The sequence below is a fragment of the Acinetobacter sp. CIP 101966 genome (assembly GCF_000369725.1).
GTDB lineage: Bacteria > Pseudomonadota > Gammaproteobacteria > Pseudomonadales > Moraxellaceae > Acinetobacter > Acinetobacter lwoffii_Q.
In genome coordinates this window covers 196,992-214,468 of sequence record NZ_KB850159.1, presented here as the reverse complement: position 1 = coordinate 214,468, position 17,477 = coordinate 196,992, and the positions used below count along the sequence as shown (strand labels likewise).

The 17,477-nt window shown below is 42.7% G+C and carries 19 protein-coding genes; 18 read left to right on the top strand and 1 reads right to left on the bottom strand.

Translation table 11 applies throughout. From position 1 onward, the window contains the following. The first annotated feature begins 243 nt into the window (after positions 1 to 243). Positions 244 to 585, top strand: a complete 342-nt coding sequence (locus F891_RS03870; RefSeq protein WP_005262214.1) for a hypothetical protein — start codon at positions 244 to 246, stop codon at positions 583 to 585. Between the two features lie 29 nt (positions 586 to 614). On the opposite strand, the gene F891_RS18015 is transcribed toward F891_RS03870, so the two are convergent. Further along, complete coding sequence (locus tag F891_RS18015; protein ID WP_005262212.1) at positions 615 to 785, bottom strand: hypothetical protein; 171 nt, start codon at positions 783 to 785, stop codon at positions 615 to 617. Between the two features lie 500 nt (positions 786 to 1,285). Here F891_RS18015 and F891_RS03865 point away from each other — a divergent pair, with 500 nt between their 5' ends. The 17 genes from F891_RS03865 to F891_RS03795 all read left to right on the top strand — a co-directional run bounded on the left by F891_RS03865 (position 1,286) and on the right by F891_RS03795 (position 16,955). Then, positions 1,286 to 1,846, top strand: coding sequence for a hypothetical protein (locus F891_RS03865; protein WP_005262209.1), 561 nt, complete (start codon positions 1,286 to 1,288; stop codon positions 1,844 to 1,846). Between the two features lie 58 nt (positions 1,847 to 1,904). Continuing rightward, a complete protein-coding gene (locus F891_RS03860; protein WP_004893891.1) occupies positions 1,905 to 2,366 on the top strand; it encodes a PH domain-containing protein in 462 nt (153 codons plus the stop codon). Positions 2,367 to 2,574: 208 nt separating this feature from the next. Further along, positions 2,575 to 2,949: a hypothetical protein gene (locus tag F891_RS03855; RefSeq protein ID WP_005262205.1), complete on the top strand. Its 375-nt coding sequence runs from the start codon at positions 2,575 to 2,577 to the stop codon at positions 2,947 to 2,949. A gap of 131 nt (positions 2,950 to 3,080) precedes the next feature. After that, the gene (locus F891_RS18010) at positions 3,081 to 3,254 is read left to right on the top strand and encodes a hypothetical protein (protein WP_004279628.1); all 174 of its coding nucleotides are present in this window, start codon (positions 3,081 to 3,083) and stop codon (positions 3,252 to 3,254) included. An 80-nt stretch (positions 3,255 to 3,334) separates the two neighbouring features. After that, entirely contained in the window at positions 3,335 to 7,078 is a 3,744-nt protein-coding gene (locus tag F891_RS03850) for a tape measure protein (protein WP_005262203.1), read from the top strand. Continuing rightward, on the top strand, positions 7,075 to 7,494 hold the full coding sequence (locus F891_RS03845) for a hypothetical protein (protein ID WP_005262201.1): 420 nt from the start codon (positions 7,075 to 7,077) through the stop codon (positions 7,492 to 7,494). The genes F891_RS03850 and F891_RS03845 overlap by 4 nt, the downstream gene beginning before the upstream one ends. Next, positions 7,484 to 9,445 (top strand): hypothetical protein, encoded by a 1,962-nt coding sequence (locus F891_RS03840; protein WP_005262199.1) that lies wholly within the window; start codon positions 7,484 to 7,486, stop codon positions 9,443 to 9,445. The genes F891_RS03845 and F891_RS03840 overlap by 11 nt, the downstream gene beginning before the upstream one ends. Before the next feature lie 9 nt (positions 9,446 to 9,454). Beyond that, complete coding sequence (locus F891_RS03835) at positions 9,455 to 11,068, top strand: hypothetical protein (protein ID WP_005262198.1); 1,614 nt, start codon at positions 9,455 to 9,457, stop codon at positions 11,066 to 11,068. A gap of 53 nt (positions 11,069 to 11,121) precedes the next feature. Beyond that, complete coding sequence (locus F891_RS03830) at positions 11,122 to 12,351, top strand: hypothetical protein (protein WP_005262195.1); 1,230 nt, start codon at positions 11,122 to 11,124, stop codon at positions 12,349 to 12,351. Further along, a complete protein-coding gene (locus tag F891_RS03825; RefSeq protein ID WP_005262193.1) occupies positions 12,351 to 12,614 on the top strand; it encodes a hypothetical protein in 264 nt (87 codons plus the stop codon). The genes F891_RS03830 and F891_RS03825 overlap by 1 nt, the downstream gene beginning before the upstream one ends. Next, positions 12,611 to 12,997 (top strand): hypothetical protein, encoded by a 387-nt coding sequence (locus tag F891_RS03820; RefSeq protein WP_005262184.1) that lies wholly within the window; start codon positions 12,611 to 12,613, stop codon positions 12,995 to 12,997. Before F891_RS03825 ends, F891_RS03820 begins: the two co-directional genes overlap by 4 nt. Before the next feature lie 17 nt (positions 12,998 to 13,014). Further along, positions 13,015 to 15,114: a hypothetical protein gene (locus F891_RS03815; protein ID WP_005262182.1), complete on the top strand. Its 2,100-nt coding sequence runs from the start codon at positions 13,015 to 13,017 to the stop codon at positions 15,112 to 15,114. Next, complete coding sequence (locus tag F891_RS17260; RefSeq protein ID WP_005262180.1) at positions 15,095 to 15,328, top strand: hypothetical protein; 234 nt, start codon at positions 15,095 to 15,097, stop codon at positions 15,326 to 15,328. The genes F891_RS03815 and F891_RS17260 overlap by 20 nt, the downstream gene beginning before the upstream one ends. A gap of 80 nt (positions 15,329 to 15,408) precedes the next feature. Then, entirely contained in the window at positions 15,409 to 15,735 is a 327-nt protein-coding gene (locus F891_RS03810) for a hypothetical protein (RefSeq protein WP_005097122.1), read from the top strand. After that, positions 15,716 to 16,012: a hypothetical protein gene (locus F891_RS03805; protein WP_004646471.1), complete on the top strand. Its 297-nt coding sequence runs from the start codon at positions 15,716 to 15,718 to the stop codon at positions 16,010 to 16,012. Before F891_RS03810 ends, F891_RS03805 begins: the two co-directional genes overlap by 20 nt. Beyond that, the gene (locus tag F891_RS03800; protein WP_004646472.1) at positions 16,009 to 16,584 is read left to right on the top strand and encodes a lysozyme; all 576 of its coding nucleotides are present in this window, start codon (positions 16,009 to 16,011) and stop codon (positions 16,582 to 16,584) included. Before F891_RS03805 ends, F891_RS03800 begins: the two co-directional genes overlap by 4 nt. Then, complete coding sequence (locus F891_RS03795) at positions 16,581 to 16,955, top strand: hypothetical protein (RefSeq protein ID WP_004279637.1); 375 nt, start codon at positions 16,581 to 16,583, stop codon at positions 16,953 to 16,955. Before F891_RS03800 ends, F891_RS03795 begins: the two co-directional genes overlap by 4 nt. The last annotated feature ends 522 nt before the right edge of the window (positions 16,956 to 17,477 follow it).

Below are 17,477 nucleotides of genomic sequence, written 5' to 3'. Positions count from 1 at the left end.
TTGTCTCCATCCTAGCCGTAATAATTATTTCTACTTTTATTTATCTTGTATGTCAGTAAGTTAGTAAGCTAAGAACCGCCTTTGGGGCGGTTTTTTGATAAGTGGAAGTTTCACCTGGCTATATAGGGTCAATTTTAAAAAGACTTAAAATAGTAAAACATAACTTTACAAATCCACTCTCCCGAGGCTTTAAATAAGATTGAAAATTAATGTAAAGTGTCGCCCTTAATACATGGGGATATTATGAAAAATTTAAGCTTATTCTTTTTTATTATGATTTTAGCTGGGTGTGGACACGGGGAATCTATTGGTCAGCATCTTGATTTAGAAACAATCAAAAAGGAACAGCTCGAATTTGCAAAAGAAGCTACAAAAGAATTCATTCCCAATCCTGATTCAGCTAAGTTCCGCAATCAAATAGGAGAGTGTGGAGAGGTAAGCTATAAAGAAGCAGACGGCACAGATATTGGTTTTCAACGTTTCATTGTGCTTCAGAAAAATATAGTGCTTGTAGAAAATCAGACGGATCAAAAGCAATTTGAGTTGTCATGGAAGAGTGCTTGTACGCCAAGTTGGAATAAATAATTATAAGGCCCTCATTTGAGGGCCTTACTTTATTCACCAGATGATTCAGATTTTTGATCTTTTTCATTTCCATACTCTAAAGCAACCTGTTGCGCTTCAGCTGCAGCAGTGGCTTCTATTGGAATCGAGTCAGCTGCGATAGCAACGGTACCGGTAAATCCCATTAAAGCTAAGATTAGAATTTTCGAATACTTTTTCATTTGAATTTCCTCTACGTTTCTAAGACTTAATTTCAGTGTAGAGAATGATTTAAATCGTGGATGTAGCAGCTATGTCGGGATATGTAAGATATTCAGGTCTAAAGTTATAGGTTTCTAGGTTTGCGTAAGAATGCTTTTCGGTTGAAACTTTTTGTTGAGTTGCTTAACGAAATGTTTGAATGCTTCAGTAGGTAGCTACACTCTAAAGAAACTTCCCTAACTTCTAAATCTTTGTAACATCCAATAATTTTTTTGTAATCTTTATGTTATAAATTGTTTGCTTTGCTTATCATATGAATAATGAAAAGTGGAGCACCGAAAATGCTAACAAAAACAGAAATCATTGTTGTCATTCTAATGGTAGTAGCCTTAATTTTCATCGTGTATGAGATGGGACAAGGTGGTAGTTGGACTTTATAGAATTTAGCCTTTATCAACGGTAAAAGAAAAGCACCTCCGGGTGCTTTTTTAATGCCTAAAATTTAAATCGAGACATCATCATGAATGATTTTTTCCTAGCAACAAATCGAAGCATCAAAATCAATGACATTGAAGTGCGTCAGATCCAGATGAAAGACTTCGACACCTGGGCAATGCATGCTGAGTCGTTAAAGAACTTCATCAAAGACCAAAATCATTCAGATGAGATTTTGACAGAGCTGTTCAAAGCTCATGGCGTGCAGGTGATTTCGACCATGGCGTGCGTTACCGATCTGGACAGTGAATCACTGGTAGAACTTGCCGCTGATGAGCAAGGATTTAAAGAGCTACTTAAAGCAGTGCTTCTGATCAACCAGGCTTACTTCAAATACGAAAAGCCAAAACGCGGCATCAAAAAGAAAGATGACTCCACCTGGTTTGATTCATTCCAGTTTCTAGTATCAATGGGCCATCAGCATAGCGAAATCATGGAAATGACCTATGGTGCATTCCAAGGCTACGTTAAGGCTGCAAATAAGCTGTATAAGCAGGGAGTCTTCAATAACGCCGTTGCAGCGCGTGTAGCCCAGTCTGATAAGAAAGGTTTTGAGTCATTTAAGAAAGAAATGGTTTCTGATTGATAAAGAAATAAGCAAACAGTAGTATGGCCATATTAAATCAATACTTATAAGGGGTCATATGGGAAGTTATATTGAAGAGAACTTGGCTAGAGATGAGAAAATCATTATCAAAGCACAAGTGACATGGTTATCTCAATTCTGGTATTTGTTGTTCGGGGGGCTATTTATTTTATCTGCGCTGGGATCAAAGAGCGGAGTTTCTTTGTTTATCGGACTAATTTTAATTGGGATAGCTGCTATACATGTTCTAACAACAGAGCTAGCTCTAACAAATAGACGTATCATTGCTAAGTCTGGATTAATTCGAAGAAATACAATTGAATTAAAAGTAAATCGTGTTGAAAGTTTAGGGGTCGATCAAGGCATCTTGGGGCGAATTCTTAATTTTGGGTCTATTGTAGTTAAAGGGGTGGGTGGCTCACATGCACCAATTCCATATATTTCACGACCAATGGAATTCAGACAGCAAGTAAATAATTTTCTCGATGAATTAGATGATGCTGATAAAAAAGTATCGTAAATCAAAAGCACCCTAGGGTGCTTTTTTGATGCTTCTCATATTTGAGAATCGCTTTTAGATTCTCAAGCCCTTCATAACAACTTGCGTGTAATTATGGTTAAGGATTAGAACTAACCTGAAAATTGATTATATAGTACAAAAGGCGAAAAGATTTCTCTATCACATGAAGAGAAATTGCAGCAAGGTTTAAAAAATTATAGGGATAAATATGAAAAACGGTTTATTAAGAGTGCTTGTTGTTAATGCAAATGATTCTATCGTTGTAGAAAAGAAGCAAACACTACCTATTACTTTAAGTGTAAATGGCCAGTTGATTAGTGGTGAATTAATATCAAGAAGTGAGTTTTTCACTCTCGAACAGAATGTAATCTTAAAACATCATATAGATATTATTGATGCACAGATAGTCGAAGAAAAAGGCGAAATTCCAGAAACGCCAATGGATGAACTTCAATATCTTCATCTAAAAAATGCTGCGTATTGGGTGAATGGGGTTAAAGTTCCTTCAAGCCAAACAAGTATAATAGTCAACATAGACTCGGTAGATGCATTTAATCTCGGAATGCTGCAATCTAGCCAATAGACTCTTTTAATTATTGCATAAGCTCACTTCGGTGGGCTTTTTTTATACCCAAAAAAAGCAAAAAGCCCATGATTACGAGTCACGGGCTTTTTTGTGTTCACAACCTTATGGCAGAAGGAAGCAAACCATAGATGAATTTTAACCTAGATTTAAAGGTTGATAAAGCAATGAATCAATTATCAGAAAGTAAAGCATTAAGGCGCTGGACCTACATTGTCTGTTTCTTGGTGATTGTAGGTGTAGGGACATGGCAATTAGCACCCATACTACAAGCCATAGCAAAATTAATAGAAGTTCTTAAGTAAGCCGACCCAATAAGAGGTCGGTTTTTTATATCTGCTGCGCCTCAAGGCGCTTTTTTAATGCCTAAAATTTAGAGGTCAGCATGTCTGGTAAGAATTTAACATTCAAATTAATCATGGATGCCGACACCAAAGGATTTGTTGGCAATATCAAGCAGTCCGAAGATGCGGCAAAGTCTGTTTTTAGCGCAATAAAGCAAGAATCAGAGCGTTTAAAACAAGCAACCACTGATGCTTCCAAAGAGATGGGAAATATTATTCCTAAAGGCACCAGTGAGTTAGCAGACAAGCTTACCCAGTCCCTAAATGCTGCTACAGGCATTATCAAAGATGCTGGTGACAACGCAAAATCTACAGCAGGGAATTTTACTGATTTTGGTAATAGAACCGAAAAAGCTTTGGGCCAACTTAAAGGGGATTTAGCTCAAGCCAAGCAAAACCTTGAAGCGTTTTCAAAAACTAAAGCTTCACCTGCAGATATTGAAAAAGCACAAGTCCAGGTTGACCAACTAGAAAAAGAAGTACAGCAAGCAGATCAGGCTTTTGATGGATTTCAGGCAGAAGTGGGCAAAGCCAATACAAGCCTAAAAGAAACGGATACAGCTGCTCAGACGGCACAGAAGGGAATAGGGGTACTAAAAACCGGATTTACCGCCCTTATTGGGGTTATGGGCGGTATTGGTATTGGTTTGGGCCTTCGTGAATTAGCAGAGGCCGCGGATTCCTATACCAACCTTTCAGCTCGAATCAACATTGCAACCAGTGATGGTGGAAACTTCACCCAAGCCATGGCTGGGGTGCACCAAGTTGCGTTGATGACCAACTCAAGTCTGGATGCCACCGCGGGTCTATTTACGAAAGTGAATGATACCGGTAAGCAGATGGGGATGACCCAACAGCAAAGTCTTGATCTGGTCAAAACAATTAATATGGCCATTCAGACTGGTGGTGGATCGGCAGCTGCAGCTGATGCAGCAATTACCCAGTTCACGCAAGCATTGCAATCAGGTGTGTTACGTGGTGATGAGTTTAACTCAATCATGGAGCAGGCTCCGGGCATCTCTAAGGCCTTAGCTCAGTCATTAGGTGTAACCACCAGTGAACTGCGTAAAATGGCTGAGAATGGTGAACTATCGGCCGAGAAAGTTATTAAGGCCCTGCAAAGCCAATCAGCAGCAATTGAGGCTGATTATGCAAAATTTCCTACCACCATCGGCAATGCTTTACAGAGAATCGCTACACAGTGGCAAATCCTAATCGGTGAGATGGACCAGGTAAACGGCGCATCAGCAACGGTAGCACAGTGGCTGGTAACTCTTGCTGACAATATGAGTGTGGTGGAGACCATACTCGAAGATATTGGTGAAGGCTTTATCTGGGTAGGGGATCAGCTTAAAAAAATCGATCCAGCCACAATTGAGGCACTTAAAGAGGCATTAAGCACTACCTACGAGACTATTCAGTCCATGGCTGGTTCTTTAGGCAATGGAATTGGAATCGCCGTAGACCAGCTTGATACGTTGCTTGGAGCAATATTTAATTTTGAAAGCGGCATAGATACAGCAACAGATAAGACTAATGGCTTCACCAAAGCCTTGCAGGCTCTCAATGTAGTATTTGGATTCATTGGTGATGGTTTTGAAGCAATTAGTATAGTTGCCAACCTGCTTGCTGGCGTGTTTTATGATGTTGGTGCTGCATGGATAGGGTTTAAAGCCAATTTCAAATGGGGCGATGCCAAGGATCAGGCTATTGCAGATATGGATGCAATGGCCAAGAAAGCACAGGACTATTATGACCGTGCAACTGCTGGTGCAATGGGCTTTAAATCTGCAGGTATTGCTGCTATTGAAGACATTGGAAAGACCCAAGATCAGAAAAACCAAGAATCCCTGCAGAGCAACAATGCCACCTTTGCAGAACTAGCAAAGCAGAATCAAGAATTTACCCAAAAGTCTAAAGATTTGGCAGCAGAACGTTCTGCCATCGATGCGCAATTAAATCAAGCGCGCAAGGATGGCAACCAGTCGACCATTGATGCAATCATTCAGAAATCTAATGAACTGGAGGGCCGCGAAAAGGAGCATGCAGCCAATAAAGCCGCATTAGATAAGGATATGCTGGCTTCTGCTCAGGCTTATGCCGAGGCAGCTATCAAAGCCAATGGCGGTGTTATGGACGGCGTGATGCAGGCCGATCTATTAACCAAAGGCTATATCGTCACTATTGATGAGGCTGGAAAGGTTAGTGTTCAGGCAAGCCATAGTGCAGAGCAGGCTGCCGAAAGTGCTGCTAAAAAGGAAGAAGCTCTCAAGCTGGCCAAGGAGAATGTTAAGAAAGCCGATGAGGAATATCTGGCTTATCAGAAACAGGCTGCAGCTGAACGTGCACTCCTGGAACAACAGATTGAGCAAGCCAAGAAGACTGGTGATCTAAATGCCTTAGCCTCCGCTCAAGCTTCAATTAATGCCATTAATACCAAAGAAGCTGAGCTAGCCCAAAACCGTGATTTACGTATAGCTGAACTCAATAAGGCTAATACTGGATCCGGTCAGGTGGCTGAAACAGCGTATTCAAGAGCATCTGCTGCTGCTAAGCTGTTTGGTGTGGATCTGGATGTTTCGCTAAATAAAGTTTCTAAGTCTTTTTCTAGTTCCGGAAATGAACTGGATGGACTTAAGACCAAGTTGGGTGAGGCAGGGTATACCGGCAAACAGGCTGGTGATGTTCTTTACCAGGCATGGGAGGATTGGCTTAGCAAGGCCAAAAGCCAGGCGGAGATTGATGCAGCAAATGCAAAAATGCGTGAGTTTGAGGCCCAAGGGGTATTCTCAACCAAGCAGGTTGAATTAGGTATTGTTGCAATAAAGAGAGCTACTTCTAAGCTACCTGATACCTTGGATGAAACAGGGAAGGCCTTTGAGCGTCTCGGTATTAAAACCAAAGAGCAACTTCGATTGTCAGCTCAAATGGCATTGGCTGATTTTGAAACAGTACGCCAGAGTGGCCAGGCTACCCAAGCGGATCTTCAAAAGGCCTATGAAAAAACAATTCAACTAGCTTATGCCTCGGGTGATGCTCAAAGTATTGCTGCAGCAAATGCCAAAGCCGCTTCACTAGGTCTATCGATCCAGGTAAGTGAAACCGGCCAAGTTTCAGTGAAAGCCAACAATGCTGTGGAAGAAAGCTTACACCGTGTTCGTAATGCCACAGGTAATGCGGGTGATGGCTTCGATGATCTAGGCCGTAGAGGCGTTAGAGCAGGTAACGATACTACTGAAGCGTGGGAAGAAGCTCGCAAAGCAACGGAAGCAGCCATGGCTTCTCAGGGCAAGATGAAGGCATCCAAAACCGGAACGACCGCTAAACACGGGCTTTCTGTTGAAGAAATTGAACAGAGACTTAAGGATATTGGTTATGAAGGTGATACCAAGCAAAAAGCCAAAGAGCTCTTCCAAGATGCCGAACCAGTGGCGGGTGGTTATTACAAATCTGCTTCCAATGAGTGGGTCAAGAGAAAGTATGGGACCACTGCCTATGACAACCAGAAGGCTCTTGGTAATGCCATGTATGTTATGGAGCAGATTGAACGGCTGGAGCAGTATGTTGGCAAGAATGGTAGATCAATCGGATCTAGTAGCCTAAATGACTATGCGCCGTCTATTCCTTCCGTACCATCAACTAAAGACTATGGTAAGGGTGGTGATAGTGTGAATTACAACATTCAATTCGGAGGTCAAACCCTATCCCTTACAGGCGATGCAAGCCAAAAGGATGTGATGACCAGCCTGGTAAACCAATTAAAAGGTATAGCGAAATCAACATGAAACTCATTCGCTTAAGCACATCAGAAACCGTCCCATTAGAGGACGGTTTTTTATGGCCTGATGAATTCTCCTGGAAGGCTATTGAGCAGAATCAAGCCTATGCCATGGATGGCACTTTGCATATTCAGGAAGGCAAAAAGAAGTCGGGCCGGCCAATCACTTTACAGCCGGCAGATCCGCAAATGGGCTGGATCAAGTTACGTGAACTACGGACTGTTTTGGAATGGTCCAAGCTGCAGAATGAAAATTTCAGACTGCAGTTTGAGCAACCACATGATAGCCGGCAATTCACCGTCAAATTTAACCACCAGGATGGGGCTTTAGAGGCCGCACCGGTAAAAGGAATTCCAGCGGTATCACTGGATGATTATTTTAATGTGACTTTACGCTTTACGGAGTTAGACGATGGCGATTGAAACTAAAGATTTAGTGATCTACAAGTCTGAACGCTTGACTGATAACTCTGATGGCGGTGGTAAGTATTCCGGTGTTGTGGTCCAGGATGGTATCAGTAATAACCTATTCAATGATGTGTCGGAAATGGATCGCACCATGGGCGATGTGTCCATGCGCAAGGTCTTTCCGGCAGTCACGACTGAAGATATTGATTTACTCATGGGAGCAACAGTATTTGTCTCTGAACTGCCAGAAGATCCAAACGTATCGGCATTGCTTTTCAGTACCAAGAACTGGACGGATGAGCGCCAGTCAGCACAGAACCGGGTGGAAAACTACCTGGCTAAAGGCGGTCAGATTGCTGGCACACCACTGGATACGCACTGGAAAGGCATGTCATCACTTCAGGTGGCTATGTTTCCACAAGAAACCGAATCATCAGTGGGCGATACGATTGTCCTGATCAGTGATGAAGGTAAGGCTTTGGAGCGTGAACAGTATGTTCGCATCACAAAAGTTGAGACTCGCACTGCCATTATGGTAGTGGATGGCAAAAACGTGGAATACAAGATTGCCACTTACTCATTAAATGATGCTTTGGAAATTGATTTTGTTGGTTTGTCTGCTCGGCAGTGGTACAACGGTGAGAAATCCAAGACCATTATTCGTGACACACTTGTGGCTGATACCGGCCTGTATTACTCATCGACAGCGCTGGCATCTGATGCAAACGTGGGTGAGTTCACAGTCAATGCTAAAAGTATCTTTGCTCAACTCATTCCATCCGCCCAGACCGAAACCCCGATTATTGATGTGAATGCTGCTGGCGAAAGCGTGGTGCTGGTAGCGGGTAATGAAGGCACGATTACAGTCAATTATCCGAATATGGTGATTGGTGTCAGTCAGAACCTGTATATCGGTTCAGCAGCGATTCCGTCGAGTATGTCTTTCACCTTGCAGGGTCAGCAGATTACCGACCAAGGCGGATTGCTTAAAAACACTCAAGGCACTCAGGTTGGAACGATTGATTATCAGCGTGGTTTGATTCAATGGACTGCAGCAGCACCAGCTGGAACTATAAGCCTGAATATTACATTTAAGCCGGCAGCTGCACCAAATCAGTATTACCAAAGTCACGCCATTCCAGTGACTCAGAATAATCAGAGTACCAACTGGACCGGAGTATTGATTCCAATTCCAGCACCAGGCGCTTTGTCAATCTCGTATATGTCACAAGGCAAGTTCTATGAACTCAAAGATGATGGCTCGGGGCAGTTAAAGGCTGCGAGTTCGTCATTTGGTTCGGGCATGATCAATTATGAAACCGGCTCATGGCTATTAACGACTGGCGCACTGCCTGATGTGGATACGCCGATCCTGCTGAACTGGGGTACACCGATTGTCACTTTTGTGCGCTCGAATTTAACTGTTGAAAAAGCTGCGTTTGATTTTGATTTAGGACGACCAGGTGTGTTGCCGGGCATAACTATTAACTGGATGCTTGAAGGTGAAGAGAAAACGGCAACCTCTAATGCGCAGGGTAAGTTTACTGGTGATGCTACAGGTGAAATCAACTATGCAACCGGTATTGGCAAGATCATTCCAAACAAGTTGCCTCAAAAAGGAACAGCTTTCTCCGTGATCTATAACTATGGATCCTCACTTGAACAAACCAAGATGGATGTTACGCCTGCAAATCAAAAGCTGACCTTTACCATTGGTACCGGACCAGCAATTCAGCCAAATAGTGTTGAGTTAAAAATTCCACTTCAAAGCAGTGAGGGGATTGCAGGGTCTGTAACCCTGACAGATGTGCCGGTGAATGCCACCATGGGGAATTTAGTGAATAGCCGTGGTCAAGTGCAAGGCACCATTATCTATGCTACTGGCGCAGTTGAAGTCACACCAAAAAGTTCAGCGAGCAGATTTGTGCAAACCTTTACACCTATGGCTACCTATGCGGCTGCCTAGCGAGGAAATATGTCTTTTTATTCTCCACAAACGTCAGATATTCAAGGCGAACAGGTTGAGCTGAAGGCCTTTAATGCTGTTGATGTTCAAGTGAAATACCGAGATACATCTGGATCTAACTCGGCAACGCATACAGTGACGGCAAACAAGCTCAAATTGGATTTATCCTCCGGTTTTGATGAGCAGATCCTCACGGGTTCAGCCCGCTTTAAAGTGGGTGTCGATACCTTTTTGGACCGTACTGGCTTGCTGTATCGTAATGTAAATCCAGCCAATAATAGCGGGATTCAGTCGGGTGTCATTCAATACGGTACCGGGATCGTTGAAATTGACTCCTGGACACCGAATGCAGATAACACGATTACTCTGGAATCCTTAACCACCACAACCGACCTACTACCGGTCAATAAAATCAGCTTTAGAACGCCGATCATGCCGATCCGGCCACAATCTTTAACTGTGGTGGTTGGCACCATTGAATTTGGCCAACTCACACTGACCGCCGATGAAAATGGCGTAATTGAAACCAGTCGGGCGCATGGTCAGGTCAATTGGGAAAATGGCTTTGTCACGATTTACTTTTACAGCAAAACCAAAATCACCGAAGCCAATCGGGCGGAAATTGAAGCGAATGACTGGTATGACCCATTGCTGGAATATCAGGAGGGAGTCGATACTTATATCAATGTGCCAGTTTGGGTAGATGCTTCATCAGTACGCTATAACGCAGTAGCTTATACCTATATCCCACTAGACTCTGAAATTCTAGGTCTGTCTGCTACACGTTTGCCGATTGATGGCCGTGTACCGATTTTCCGTGTCGGTGGTATCGGGATTGTCAGCTCAAGCAAAGCTCAGGAATTACCAAGCGCGATTGCAGGGACTACATACGATCTCAATGATCAGCGCATTTCATGGGCCGAACTTGAAGATGCTAATGGAGCGAAAGCCGCTTTCGATTTGTACACAGTTGATTATGATTATGGCCGTGTGACGTTGGGCGGTGACTTCGCACTGGGTAATCTGGTTGCACCACTGACAGTTAAATACCGCTATCAGGACATGGGCCTGATTCGTGACGTACAGATCAATGGCCAACTGACATTTACTAAACCACTGACACATAACTATGATGCAGTGGATACCATTGTTGGGTCTGCATTAGTGATTGGTGATATGCAGGCGCGTTATACACGGAAATTTGTACAGGGTTCGTGGAGTAATGCCTGGGCAGATGAGCCAAGCTCAAGCATTTTAGCGAACTACAATGACTCGCTCTATCCACTTCAGGTTAGCAATAAGGGTGCGATTCAGGAACGCTGGGCTTTGATTTTCACGGATAACACGAATTTCCGTTGTGTTGGTGAATACTCAGGTCAGATCGGTACAGGAAGTGTGAATGCTGATTTTGCACCAATTAACCCTGTGACTGGCTTGCCATATTTCACAGTGAAAAAAGAAGGTTGGGGTGCAGGTTGGGCGAATGGTAACGTCTTGCGCTTCAATACAGTGGCAGCAAACTTTCCGGTCTGGGTGATTCGTACAGTGAAACAGTCAGAGCCAGCAGTACTGTCAGACCAGTTCCAGATCATGTTGCGTGGTGATATTGATCGGGTTGTTTAAAATTTAAATCAAATATGACCGCTTTGTGCGGTCTTTTTTATGAGTGAAGAAAAATGGTCGGATTAGTAAAACATTACGCAAATACAATGAAGGGAATTCCTCAGTTGACGAACAATTGGGGTGCAATGATTACGTTATTAGATGCAGTCTTAGTGAATGGTTTCAACCATGTGCCAGTGATTAGCGTGAGCAAGTCAACACCCACAGCTATTACCGCAACAATTAACCTGGGTAGTGGTCATGGTTTTATTGACCGTCAAGTGGTGCGCATTGCAGGCTCAATAAACGGATGGGATGGGGATTATAAAGTTTTAAGTGTAGATGGTGCGTCAATTACAGTTGAATGTACCTCAGATCACCCAATTGTGATTTTAGGCACAGCAACATGTTTCACCGCGCCTCTCGATTTTGAAATTGTGTATCAAACACATGCAATATCAACTGAGCCAAAACGTGCATATCGATCAACCGATCCTGAATCGCTCGGCTTGATTTTGCTTGTACATGATTTTTGTGTAAGCGGTGCGTTAGTAACGGGTGCTAAATTTGCAAAAGTTGGTATTACTGAAAATGTGGACAGCAATGGCAATGCGGTTGGTAATTTTATGCCGTTTAGCGCTGAAAACATCAATGAAAATTGGGAATGGGATGGCACACACCATGGTCGTGCAAAATGGTACTATGCGGCAGCTGATTACTTAAGTACAAGCTACTCATACACAGACAGAGATAACTCATCCAACACGAATCGTGGTTTTACTATTGTTGGTGATGGTAGCTCTTTTGCAATTACAATTGTGAATAACAATACACCTTATCTCTACGGTGTTTTTGAGTTCTTTGATTGTGAGATTCAGGGTCGCAATCTGCTGTTTTCGGCAGCAAATATAAATAGCAGGATTGCTCAAAATACAAGCGTTTCAATCACCTCGCGGTGCGGATTGTGTGCTGGATTTTTTGAAGGTGATGCATCCCAAAGAGGTCTACTATGGTATGACGAGCAGGCGATTAGACAAGACAAAACACTCACAAGAGCTGTAATGCTGGGATTTATGAGTGCCAGTGTTCAGCCAGCAGCAATCACCACGAATAGTCCTGTTTTTATGCAAATGCCAATTGTTGATTCAAGTTTTAAGCTGCGCGGTGTTGTGCCGTTTGTGCGTTTGCAGTTCGGGCAAATTACTGGCGATAGGTACACGGATGACGGTTTAGTGCGGTCATATAATCACAGCGCAGGGGCAAACGGCTATGTTAATTTTGGATTAAGTTTGGAGATGCAATAGTGCTATTTAGAATACTAAATACAGGTTTATCGAGCAGTAAGATTGCAGTTATTGCTGGTCAAACACGTGAAATGGGGGTAGTAAAATCAAAAACTATTCGCATTTACAATCGCAGCAATGGCGCACTGTTAAAGCAAATAAAAAGTGATGCGGATGGTTATTATAAAGCTTATCTGCCATACGATTTATCATACTTGATTGTGGGTATTGATGAAAATAAAATATTTAACGCGACAGTGCAAGATAACGTGAGACCGAAATGAGTAAAACTTCAGTCAAAGCCCGGCTTGGTATGATTCAAGCCTTTGCCAATTTTATGGATAACGGTAGCCAAAGTGCTACCGTTATTTTTTATGAGGGTATGCAGCCCGCCAGTCCTGCTATTGCAGCAGATTCAAACAATGCCCTAGTGACACTGACATTTCCCGAGCCGTGCATCAAAGAAACTACGGCCACTTATGTAGAGCTTCATCCGACCGACACAGCAACGGTCATCAAAACCGGCACTGCAACCTGGGCGCGTATTTTTAATGGTGCAGGTGAAGTCGCTGCTGATCTGACAGTGGGTACTGATATATCGTTGGCTAATACCAATTTAGCTTTGGGTGGCACATTGTCGGTTACCTCAATAAAACTCAGACCTTAAATTAAAAGGGTGCTCATGTGGATTTTAAAAATAAGCTCGGCACCGTTGATGCGCACAACCTAAACTTAAACTTTAAGCCTGAAAATACCGACAGTCACAACATCATTCTCAATTTTGAGCATCTAGCCGATGGCTCGACTAATCTCAACTTTGGGGATGATGTATCTGCAATTATTGATACGGTTTTAGAGACTGGTTTTAGCTTTGAAGTCACTGCGATCTATGCGGATAGTGGCGCAAATACTGCAGTTATAGACACGGTACTGGACACTGAATTTAGCTTTGAAGTCGTTGCGGTCTTTAAGGAAAATACTGATGTAATTGGCGAGATAGATACCGTCCTAGACACCAGTTTTAGCTTTGAAATTGTTGCAGAATTCGCTGAAAACCTATGCACGATTGATACTGTTTTAGATACCGCATTTCAATTTAAAGTTGAGGCTGTATTCGACATCAATCACTTGCCGGGTATATCCCTAGGTTTAGGTTTGCGGTACAGGAGAGCTATTACAGCTTTAAGTAGCATAGAAATACCATGGGCCAAGCCAATATTAAGAGTCTCAAATGAGGCTCTTTTTTATGATGAGGGTTTGGCGATTTCTAATCAGGCAAATATTCAGTATGAGCAGGCAGGATCATTAACCCGGGCGGTTAGATCCATACATGAGCAAACGACCGGTTTAAGTTTGGATGCGTATGTAATCTGGGAGAAAGGCGATAAGCGCTTTATTCACCAGCGCTACCTGCATGAAGAAACCATTAAGCTGCGTCATAACCGGGAAACGGTCTGGCAGGAAATGATCCGCAGGCGTAAAACTTTTACCTATTCGCATGACGTGGCTCAATCTTTTGAGCACCGCTTTTCATTCGAGTGGGATAAAAGCCTAGAGATTATCACTAGGTCAGATTTGCCCTGGGATAAAGCTAAAGCAATTCATTATCGCAAGCACTCGGTTCAACCTTGGCCAAAGCCTGAAATACCCAAATACGAAGGCACAGGTGATTTAAATTTTGTCTGCCTCTGTCATGGTGTTGATTCACACAATGTTGTTTTAAATTTTGGTGCAGATGACTGTATTCCAGCACTGCCAAAAAGGAACTGGTGGTATATCGTGAATGTATTAATAGCCGAGCGATTGGATACCGGCGAGAAGATTAAAGTCATGGATGGTACCTACAGTACCAGTCGGTCTCAATGGTGCTGGACCTATTCCATCACTGTTGCTCACACGGAAAAAGATAAGCTGCAGCCTATTGATGGGCAGCCGGTAATACTGAAAGTCATGATCAATGGTTTTGAGCATCATATTCTGCTGGAAGATCCAGAAGAAACCCGACGTTTTGCCAGTGTTCTTTACACTTACCCAGGGCGAAGTGTCACAGCGCTGAACTCTGATAAATATGCGCCTTCACGCTCATTTATTCAGGATAACGAGCGAACCTCTGTGCAACTGGTGCAGGCTGAACTAGATCGAGCAAATGCAGGCACAGGTCTGGATTGGAAACTGATTGATGAATTGGGTTGGATTGTACCTACTGAAAGCCTGAGTTATGCAGAACTAGCACCGATCGATGCAATAAAGCAGGTTGTTGATGCAGGCGGCGGCTTTATCTATAGCCAGAAAGCAGGTAATACTTTGACCATTTTGCCTCGCTACCAGAAAGGCTACTGGGATGCGATGACAGTTGATGATTACGACATTCTGTTATCTGAAAGCCTAGTGATGCAGCAGAACATCAAACAGAATGATGAGTATATCGCCGACTTTAATGCCATCACTGTGGTGAATAGTCGAAGTGGTGAGAGCTTGAAAGTACAGCAGCGGGGCACTTCTGGTGATGTGCCTTTAGAAACAGTCACTGGTCCATTATTTAATGTAGTGTCAGGTGCGAGTTACGGTAAAAATGAACTAGTGAAAGCCAATATTCAGGAATTACATACTTTCTCAGATATTCCGGTCAGTCAGGAAATTGGCGAGATGCTACCGGGTAAAACGATTGCCTTTAATAGTCAGTGGTGGGGTGTAATTGATGGAGTGAGTGGCAGCTTCTCACATGAAAAGGTCAATGAAACCATTACTGTGGAGCGTATCAGTCGTGACCAATCCTTTATTTGAACTGCGTAAGTTGCTTAATCCAACTCATGCCGAATACATTGGCACCATCACCTCAGTGAAGCATCCAGAGTATCGGGTACAGATTGATGGGGGATCTGGTCCAGTGCTTTGCACATCTGGCACAGCTTATAATTTAGGCGCAAGGGTATTTGTCGCCAATCAGGTAATTTTAAGGCCAGCACCAACTGGTCAGCACTCAGAAATAGAAGTTTAAGTAAAAAATACCAATCGCACCCAACCGGGTGCTTTTTTATTGCCAAAAAATAGGGGTATGTATGACTAAAGGGGATGTATATGGACTTTCTTAGTCAAGTATTGGAAAGCATAAAGAGTCATTCACACATCCTTTTTACAGGTGTGCTGGGTGCAACTTTTGGCTTTCTATTAAGCAAGGAGCCGACCCGGGATCGCTGGATAGGATTCTTTGCCGGCTTCATTTTATGTGTGGTCTTTGCTAAACCGGCAAGTTTATTTCTTGCTAGCGGTAACTACCCAGAACTATTTGGTTTCATTCTGGGCGCTGCTGGTAAAAGTACAGCTGAAGCATTGCTGAGTTTGGCTCGATCAAGAGTTCTTGGTTTAGTCAAAAAGGAGAATGAAGATGCTGCTAATCATAAGTAAGACGGCATTGGTATTGTTTATATTTTCGTTTGCAATCATGGCATTTCATCCAAAAATCCAGCTCCCAAAACACATCGATTTTCTATTGGTGTTGTCGATCCTTTTTGGAGCCGCACTTTTTGTTAAAGATGAGTATTCGCCAAGTCCGGCCGGAACCCTTTTTTACACTACAGTAAGTATTTTATTCGCACTATTTACCCGACAACTCTATATTTGGGGTAAGGGTGGTGCACGTCCTAAATTTTTTAATACGGATAAAGATGGTGACAACCCATGAAACATATTTTTGATTTCTTGCGAAAGATTAGCGGCGGCAAACTCACCCAGAAACAGGTTGATGCTGCTGACAAACTGATTGCAACTGCTTACGATGATGTCACCAGTATGCTGGGTATCGCTACGGATGAAATGAGCATCAGCCCAAGTGGTATTGATCTGATCCGTAATTTTGAAAGCCTACGGCTCAATGCCTACGATGATGGCGTGGGGGTATGGACCATTGGTTATGGCACCACAAAATACCTAAATGGTATTCGTGTCAAAAAAGGGGATACCTGCACACTGGAACAAGCCAAAAGCTACATGCAACATGACTTGAAAAAATTCGAGCAAACCGTCAATAGCGCAGTCAATGTTCCGATCAATCAGAATCAGTTTGATGCCTTGGTTTCATTGGCCTATAACATTGGACCTACCGCATTTGAAGAATCCACTTTGGTCAAAAGGCTGAATGAGAAAAATTATAAGGCGGCAGCTGATCAATTTGGCTTATGGGTAAATGCTCGTGGCAAACGCCTGCAAGGTCTGGTGAATCGCAGGAAAATTGAAATGGAGTTATTTTTAAAATGACTCTAAATCTATTATGGAAATATAAACACTGGATCGCAATTGCGGTCTTTTTCTTTTTATGGCTAGGGCAAGTTGCTTACACCAATCACTTAAGCGGAAAGCTGCGCAAGGCTGGTGAGCAGTGCACGATAAAAATTCAGAAAATAGAGCAAAACCATCTCAAAGCTCTAACCCATAAACAAAATCAAATTAACCAGATGAGTGCGGATTATGAAGCAGCAAAATCAGAGCAGCACGTGCAAGTCGAAACAGTTACGCGTGAAGTGCAAAAGATCATTGATCGTCCTGTGTATCTCAACCATTGCTTTGATGATGATGGCCTGCAGCAACTCAACTCACTTATCACCAGTGGTGCCAGTAAACCTCCTTGAGTCTTGCCCTGATTTGCAAAAACTGGAATCAGGGCAGGGTAAGGTTGTTTTGGTCTGGTCTATTGATACAGTAGCTAAATATAGCGACTGCAAAGCGCGTCATGCTGCTATTGTGAAAGTTCTTAAATAAGACTGAATAACTCACTAGAGAACAATATTCTAATAAAATAGATAAATGCCCTCAAATGAGGGCTTTGTTTTTTACTTTAATAAATAATTCCTCAATAATAAAAATAAGGGTCTTGATTATTTCTAGCCACTTTATTGCACTCTTTACACCTAATACTCTCTATAGAATAGAGTCCACGAGTTTGCTTACCTTCGGCAGCAGCAATAAGATAAAAGTGCTGAGTATCGTTAAAACTATAGTCATCCCATGCTCCACAAACAGAACACTTAATAATTTTTCTATCGCAGTAAATGTGCGGCTTTTCCATTATATTTCCTCATTATTAAAAAATTTCTAAATTCTTCTATAAATATAAAGCTCACAGTTAAGGGTATCGACTTTAACTTAGTCGG